This window comes from Pseudomonas sp. NPDC089741 (assembly GCF_044748825.1).
In the GTDB taxonomy this organism is placed as follows: domain Bacteria; phylum Pseudomonadota; class Gammaproteobacteria; order Pseudomonadales; family Pseudomonadaceae; genus Aquipseudomonas; species Aquipseudomonas helmanticensis.
The window spans coordinates 21,906-27,953 of the sequence record NZ_JBIVGT010000049.1 but is presented as its reverse complement, the minus strand read 5'-3'; the positions used below and the strand labels follow the sequence as shown (position 1 = coordinate 27,953).

7 protein-coding genes are annotated in these 6,048 nt (G+C 58.8%); 1 reads left to right on the top strand and 6 read right to left on the bottom strand.

Annotated elements, in window-relative coordinates:
• The 4 genes from ACIPZE_RS27635 to trmJ all read right to left on the bottom strand — a co-directional run.
• Positions 1–931, bottom strand: a 931-nt coding sequence (locus ACIPZE_RS27635; protein WP_400776561.1) for an IscS subfamily cysteine desulfurase, incomplete at its 3' end; no start/stop codon positions are given.
• Positions 932–978: 47 nt separating this feature from the next.
• A complete protein-coding gene (gene iscR / locus ACIPZE_RS27630) occupies positions 979–1,470 on the bottom strand; it encodes a Fe-S cluster assembly transcriptional regulator IscR (protein ID WP_003227911.1) in 492 nt (163 codons plus the stop codon).
• A 245-nt stretch (positions 1,471–1,715) separates the two neighbouring features.
• On the bottom strand, positions 1,716–2,492 hold the full coding sequence (gene cysE / locus ACIPZE_RS27625) for a serine O-acetyltransferase (protein ID WP_129395389.1): 777 nt from the start codon (positions 2,490–2,492) through the stop codon (positions 1,716–1,718).
• A 3-nt stretch (positions 2,493–2,495) separates the two neighbouring features.
• Positions 2,496–3,266, bottom strand: coding sequence for a tRNA (cytosine(32)/uridine(32)-2'-O)-methyltransferase TrmJ (trmJ, locus tag ACIPZE_RS27620; protein WP_008084663.1), 771 nt, complete (start codon positions 3,264–3,266; stop codon positions 2,496–2,498).
• Positions 3,267–3,411: 145 nt separating this feature from the next.
• On the opposite strand from trmJ, the gene suhB reads away from it, so the two are divergent.
• Positions 3,412–4,230, top strand: a complete 819-nt coding sequence (gene suhB / locus ACIPZE_RS27615) for an inositol-phosphate phosphatase (protein ID WP_400776559.1) — start codon at positions 3,412–3,414, stop codon at positions 4,228–4,230.
• Between the two features lie 226 nt (positions 4,231–4,456).
• On the opposite strand, the gene ACIPZE_RS27610 is transcribed toward suhB, so the two are convergent.
• Together ACIPZE_RS27610 and secF are read right to left on the bottom strand one after the other, a co-directional pair.
• The gene (locus ACIPZE_RS27610) at positions 4,457–5,005 is read right to left on the bottom strand and encodes a glycine zipper 2TM domain-containing protein (RefSeq protein ID WP_064118923.1); all 549 of its coding nucleotides are present in this window, start codon (positions 5,003–5,005) and stop codon (positions 4,457–4,459) included.
• A gap of 121 nt (positions 5,006–5,126) precedes the next feature.
• Positions 5,127–6,041 (bottom strand): protein translocase subunit SecF, encoded by a 915-nt coding sequence (secF, locus tag ACIPZE_RS27605; protein ID WP_129395390.1) that lies wholly within the window; start codon positions 6,039–6,041, stop codon positions 5,127–5,129.
• Positions 6,042–6,048 lie beyond the last annotated feature (7 nt).

Sequence of the window (6,048 nt, the reverse complement as noted above, 5' to 3'; positions counted from 1 at the left end):
CGCCTTCAACGTAGTTGAAGCTCAGGTTCAGGTTGTGCGGAACGCGGGCGGTCAGGCTGCCGTTGACGTACAGCTCTTCCAGATGCTCGACCTGCTTGTAGAAGCGGTCGCTCAACGCTTTGATACGAACGTTTTCGGCCGCCATGTCTTCTTTGGCGACGCGGAACGCTTCGCCCATGCCGACGATCTGGTGGGTCGCCAGGGTGCCGGAACGCATGCCACGCTCGTGACCGCCGCCGTGCATGGTCGCTTCGATGCGCACACGCGGCTTGCGGCTGACGTACAGCGCGCCGATGCCTTTAGGGCCGTAGGTTTTGTGGGCGGAGAACGACATCATGTCGACTTTCAGTTTCTGCAGGTCGATGTCGACCTTGCCAGTGGACTGAGCAGCGTCGACGTGGAACAGAATGCCCTTGGCGCGGAGCATCTCGCCGATCGCGGCGATGTCGTTGACGGTGCCGATTTCGTTGTTCACGTGCATCACGGAGACCAGAATGGTGTCTTCGCGCAGTGCCGCTTCAATCATCGCCGGAGTGATCAGGCCGTCTTCAGTTGGCTCGAGGTAAGTCACTTCGAAACCTTCACGCTCCAGTTGGCGCATGGTGTCGAGGACAGCCTTGTGCTCAATCTTGGAGGTGATCAGGTGCTTGCCCTTGGAGCCGTAGAAATGCGCCGCGCCCTTGATTGCCAGGTTGTCGGATTCGGTAGCACCGGAGGTCCAGACGATTTCGCGCGGATCGGCGTTGACCAGATCGGCCACCTGACGACGGGCGTTTTCGACGGATTCTTCAGCTTTCCAGCCGAATACGTGGGAACGGGACGCCGGGTTACCGAAGTTTCCGTCAACCAGCAGGCATTCACTCATTTTTTGCGCAACGCGCGGATCGACCGGGGTGGTCGCAGAGTAATCAAGGTAAATCGGCAATTTCATGGACTATCTCCTAAATCAGGGCTGGCGTGCCGCTAGCTCTTTGGCTGTCATTCGACGGCGGACGCTTCAATCTTGTCCAGGCGTGGCGCCTTGCTGTTGCAACGGCGCTGGTCCTGACGCTGGGCTACTTCTTGCACCTCACGGCGAGTTACAAGATCAGCCAAGCTGATACCACTTAGAAATTCGTGAATCTGCAGGCTCAAATCGCACCACAGATGATGGGTCAGGCACGTGTCGCCGGAATGGCAATCGCCCTGGCCCTGGCATTTGGTCGCATCGACCGATTCGTTTACCGCATCGATCACCTGGGCGACCTGGATGCCCTGCATGTCGCGGGACAACTGATAGCCACCACCCGGACCGCGAACGCTGGAAACCAGGTTGCTGCGGCGCAGCTTGGCGAACAGCTGTTCGAGGTAGGACAGGGAGATGCCTTGGCGCTCGGAGATATCGGCCAGGGACACGGGCCCGTGCTGCGCGTGCAACGCCAGGTCAAGCATGGCGGTCACGGCGTATCGGCCTTTTGTAGTCAGTCGCATGGACAGTTACCACGGAGTTCAGAATGGGGCGAGTATGCAATTCCCGAGTATTTAAGTCAACTTTAAGACCTAGTACTTTAGTCAGGATTACCCGCAAAAGAGCGCGCGAATGATAGCAGGCTCTGCGGCCTAATGGCACACCCGCTGACGGATGCCACTGCAGGAGCTGCCGCAGGCTGCGATCTTTTGATTTTGCTCTTTACCAGATCAACAGATCGCAGCCTTCGGCAGCTCCTACAGGGGCGCTAGCTGGCCTTGGATTCGTCTTTGCCTTTGACGCAGGCGAAGTCTTCTTCACGCAGCTCAGGCAGATCTTTCGCACAGTAATTGCTGCCCAGATCCTTCAGCGCGCCACACATGCCTTCCAGACGCCCGTCCACCGCCTGCAGGTGATCGAGCAACTGACCGATGGCGCGCGCCACCGGGTCGGGCATGTCTTCGCTGACTCCGTAGGCATCAAAACCGATCTTCTCGGCCATGGCCTTGCGCTTGGTTTCCTGCTCTTCGTCGGATTTGACGATGATCCGCCCGGGAATGCCCACAACGGTGGCGCCCGGCGGTACTTCTTTGGTCACAACAGCGTTGGAGCCGACCTTGGCACCCGCGCCCACGGTGAACGGGCCAAGTACTTTGGCGCCCGCACCCACGACCACACCATCACCCAGCGTCGGGTGGCGCTTGCCTTTGTTCCAGCTGGTGCCACCGAGGGTCACGCCCTGATAGATGGTCACGTCATCGCCAATCTCGGCGGTTTCACCGATGACGATGCCCATGCCGTGGTCGATAAAGAAACGTCGACCGACTTTGGCGCCCGGATGAATCTCGATGCCGGTTAACCAGCGACCGAAGTTCGACACCAGCCGCGCCAGCCATTTCAACTCGTTGCGCCACAGCATGCCGGCCAATCGATGAATCCAGATCGCATGCATGCCGGGGTAGCAGGTCAGGACTTCAAAAGCGTTACGCGCCGCCGGGTCTCGATGGAAAACGCTCTGGATATCTTCACGCAAACGCTCAAACATCATTTAGTCCTTCCGCTTAAGAAGCTCACCACGGGCCGCTTTTTGGGTTTCCGTGAGGATGCCACGCAAAATATTCATTTCCGCCCGGCTGACCGAGCTGCGTCCGTACAACCGGCGCAGGCGCGCCATCAAGTGCCGTGGCTTTTCCGGATCGAGGAATTCGATGGCGACCAGCGTCTGCTCCAGATGCTCGTAAAAGCGCTCCAGCTCATCCATGGTCGCCAGCTCGGCGCTTTTCACCGAAGCCACTTCTTCTTTCTCGATCTTGCTCGGCTGACCTTGTGCGGCCAGCCAGGCCATGCGCACTTCGTAGCTCAACACCTGCACCGCCGCGCCGAGGTTCAGCGAACTGAACTCAGGGTCGGAGGGGATGTGCACGTGAAAGTGACATCGCTGCAGCTCGTCATTGGTCAGGCCGGAATCTTCACGACCGAACACCAAAGCAATTTCGGCGCCCTGCCCGGCCTCCTCGACCACTTTGGTGCCGCACTCGCGCGGATCCAGCAGTGGCCACGGAATGCGGCGATCACGGGCACTGGTGCCGAGCACCAGATTGCAGCCAACCAAGGCGTCTTCCAGGGTGGCGACGACTTGTGCGTTTTCAAGGATGTCACCGGCACCAGAGGCGCGAGCATCGGCCTCGTGATGCGGAAACAGGCGCGGTTCGACCAGCACCAGTCGCGACAGACCCATGTTTTTCATGGCGCGCGCGGCCCCGCCGATATTGCCGGGGTGGCTGGTATTGACCAGGACGACACGAATGTTCTGCAGCAAGGGAGGCGCTCTCGGACACAGGAAAGGGGTGCAAATCTTACAGAACAGCCTACCGTTAAGCTATGAAAGCGAACAGCGTCCTTCACCTGAAGAAAAGTTCTGATAGAATGCGCGGCTTTCTTTAACAACCTTAGGTGACACATCCATGCAGCCCCTGCTGAATATCGCGCTGCGCGCCGCCCGCAGCGCCAGTGAACTGATCTTCCGCTCCATCGAGCGCCTGGATACCATCAAGGTCGACGAAAAAGACGCCAAGGATTATGTATCCGAGGTCGATCGCGCCGCTGAACAGAAAATCATCGACGCGCTGCGCAAGGCTTACCCGAACCACTCGATCCGCGGCGAAGAGACCGGCATGCACGCCGGTACCGGCATCGAAGGCGAAGAGTACCTGTGGATCATCGATCCGCTGGACGGCACCACCAACTTCCTGCGCGGCATTCCTCACTTCGCTGTCAGCATCGCCTGCAAATACCGCGGTCGCCTGGAACACGCAGTGGTTCTGGACCCGGTTCGCCAGGAAGAATTCACCGCCAGCCGTGGTCGCGGCGCTCAACTGAACGGTCGCCGCCTGCGCGTCAGCGGTCGCACCAGCCTCGACGGCGCCCTGCTGGGTACCGGCTTCCCGTTCCGTGACGACCAGATGGACAACCTGGAAAACTACCTGGGCATGTTCCGCGCCCTGGTTGGCCAGACTGCCGGCATCCGTCGCGCTGGCTCGGCGAGCCTGGACCTGGCTTACGTAGCTGCCGGTCGTTTCGATGCATTCTGGGAGTCGGGCCTGTCCGAGTGGGACATGGCTGCAGGCGCCCTGCTGATTCAAGAAGCTGGCGGCCTGGTGAGCGATTTCACCGGCGGTCACGATTTCCTTGAAAAAGGCCACATCGTTGCCGGCAACACCAAATGCTTCAAGGCAGTGCTGACGGCGATCCAGCCGCACCTGCCGGCTTCGCTGAAGCGCTAAGCGTTACGCGAAACAAAAAAAGCGCCCTTCGGGGCGCTTTTTTATTGCCTGAAATCCTCCATCACACCCAGTAGGAGCTGTCGAAGGCTGCGATCTTTTGATCTTTGTTTTTTTAAAAACCAACATCAAAAGATCGCAGCCTTCGGCAGCTCCTACACAGGAATCGGGCTTTTGTAAGCACAAAAAAAGCACCCCGCAGGGTGCTTCTTTCTAAACGGTCGGTCTTTTATTGACCTGGCTCATTCTGCGACAGGATCAGCTTGCCTTCCTTGTCGACCGGAATCTGGTTGCCCGGATCACGATCCATACGCACTTTACCTTCCTTGCCATCCAGCGAGTAACGCACGTCGTAACCGACGACCTTGTCGCTGATGTCATTCACGGTGTTACAGCGAGTCTGGGTCGTGGTGTAGGTGTCGCGGTTCTGCATACCTTCCTGCACCTTGTTACCGGCATAACCGCCACCGACCGCACCAGCCACCGTGGCAATCTTCTTGCCGGTGCCGCCGCCGATCTGGTTACCCAGCAAACCGCCCGCTACCGCACCGATTGCAGTGCCGAGAATCTGATGCTGATCCTTGACCGGCGCCTGGCGGGTCACGGCTACATCCTTGCACACTTCACGTGGAGTCTTGATCTGTGTTTTAACCGGTTCGACGGCCAACACTTGCGCATACTCAGGGCCGCTTTTAACCAGGCTGTAGGTGGCAACAGCACCCCCGGCAGTCACACCGACAGCACCCAATACCGCACCAACCAGCAACGACTTGTTCACATGAACCTCCTGACCATCACATGCGGGACATGCCCGCGCTTCTCCCAGCCTTGGAGCATAAAAAAAGGCGCGAGTTCAACTCGCGCCTTTGTTGGGCTGACAGCCGGGAAAACGATGGCCGTTATGGACGGTCGTCGACTTCCTTCTCGGTGTTCGCCGGAGGAATCAGATCCTCGGTGCTCAGGTTCAGCCAGATCAGCACCACGTTCGCGATGTAGATCGACGAGTAAGTACCCGCCAGCACACCGATGAACAGGGCGATGGAGAAACCGAACAGGTTGTCGCCACCGAAAAACAGCAGTGCCGAGATTGCCAACAGGGTGGAGATCGAAGTCGCCATGGTCCGCAGCAGGGTCTGAGTGGTCGAGATGTTGATGTTCTCGATCAGCGTTGCCTTGCGCAGCACACGGAAGTTCTCACGCACCCGGTCGAATACGACGATGGTGTCGTTCAGCGAGTAGCCGATGATCGCCAACACCGCCGCCAACACCGTCAGGTCGAAAGTGATCTGGAAGAACGACAGGATACCGATGGTCACGATCACGTCGTGGATCAGCGAAACAATGGCGCCGACCGCGAACTTCCACTGAAAGCGGAAAGCCAGGTAGATCAGGATGCCGCCGAGCGCCAGCAGCATGCCGAGGCCGCCCTGGTCGCGCAGCTCTTCACCGACCTGCGGGCCAACGAACTCGACACGCTTGACCGTCGCCGGGTTGTCACCACCGAGTTTCTGCAGCGCTTCCGCGACCTGATGACCCAGTTGCGGGTCTTCACCCGGCATGCGCACCAGCAAATCGGTGGTTGCACCGAAGCTCTGCACGATGGCTTCGTGGTAACCCGAAGTCACCAGCTCTTCACGAACCTTGGTGACATCGGCCGGACGCTCGTAGGTCAGCTCAATGAGCGTACCGCCGGTGAAGTCCAGACCCCAGTTCATGCCCTTGTGGAAGACACTGAAAACAGCCAGTACCGTAAGAAACACTGTGACGCCGAACGCGAAGTTGCGAACGCCCATGAAGTTGATTGTACGTAACATGGCAGCC